This window comes from Frankia sp. AgKG'84/4 (assembly GCF_023242965.2).
Lineage (GTDB): Bacteria > Actinomycetota > Actinomycetes > Frankiales > Frankiaceae > Frankia.
In genome coordinates, this window is record NZ_JALKFU020000792.1 from 1 (window position 1) to 1,099 (window position 1,099).

General features: G+C 74.1%; 1 protein-coding gene and 1 pseudogene. Both read right to left on the minus strand.

The genetic code is table 11. From position 1 onward, the window contains the following. On the minus strand, nucleotides 1-864 hold an 864-nt coding region (locus tag MXD58_RS25255), incomplete at its 3' end, for a serine/threonine-protein kinase (protein WP_250610155.1). Further along, nucleotides 864-1,099, minus strand: a pseudogene (locus MXD58_RS25260) (phosphotransferase); the annotation flags it as partial. The pseudogene MXD58_RS25260 and the gene MXD58_RS25255, both read right to left, overlap by 1 nt.

Here is a 1,099-nt window from a genome sequence, read left to right on the forward strand (position 1 = left end):
GGCCGGGGCCGTGGGTGGGGGAGCCGGTGCCGTCGGTGCGGTGGAGGGGAGGGCGGCGCGGGCCGCGGCGGCGAAGGCGGACGCGGAGGGATGGCGGTCGGCGGGGTCTTTCGCCATGCCCCGGGCGATCACGGCGTCCAGGGCCGGGGGTAGGCCGGCGCGCACTGATGCCAGTGCCGGCGGCGGGTCCTGCAGGTGCGCCCGGATCAGCCCGTGCTGCTCGGGCGCCTCGAACGGTCGGCGTCCGGTGAGGCATTCGAAGAACAGGCAGGCCAGCGAGTAGATGTCCGTGCGGTGGTCGACCCGCCCCGGGCCGAACCGCTCGGGCGCCATGTAGTCGAGCGTGCCGATCATCACGCCGGTGGTCGTCAGTCCGGCGCCGTCGACGGACCGGGCGATCCCGAAGTCGACGAGGTAGACGAAGTCGGTCGGCTGCCCGCCACCGGCGCACAGCACGTTGGACGGTTTGACGTCGCGGTGGATCAACCCGTCGGCGTGCGCGGCGTCCAGGGCGGCGGCGATCTGCTCGGCGACGCCGACGGCGGCCGGCGGGTCGAGCGGCCCGTTGCGCAGGACCCGGCCGAGATGGTCGCCCTCGACCAGGCGCATGTCGAGGTAGAGCTGGCCGTCGATCTCGCCGTGGCGGTGGATCGGGATCACGTGCGGTTCGCGCAGCTGCGCCACGATCTCCGACTCGCGGCGGAACCGTTCGGTGTACTGCGGGTCACCGGCCAGGCTCGGGAGCAGCACCTTGAGCGCCACCATCCGCTGCTGCGCCGTGTCGTACGCCCGGTAGACCTCGCCCATGCCGCCGCGGCCCAGCACCGCCTCGATGCGGTACGGCCCGAACATCCGCTGTGCCATCACGTCTTCCCCGGTGGTTGTTTCCGCTGGCGTCCCCGTCGTAGCAGGACGAGGACGAGCAGCGCTGGTACGGCGGCGAGCAGAGCAGCCGCAGCGGGCGGCGCGTCGTTCCCGAGTGCGACGCCGAGGACGAGCAGGCAGACGACCGCGGTGACCAGACCCGTGGCCACGGCACCCAGCAGCCGGCCGACGGTGCTCCACCGCCGCGCCGGCCCGGTCGCGGCCGGGCTGGGGG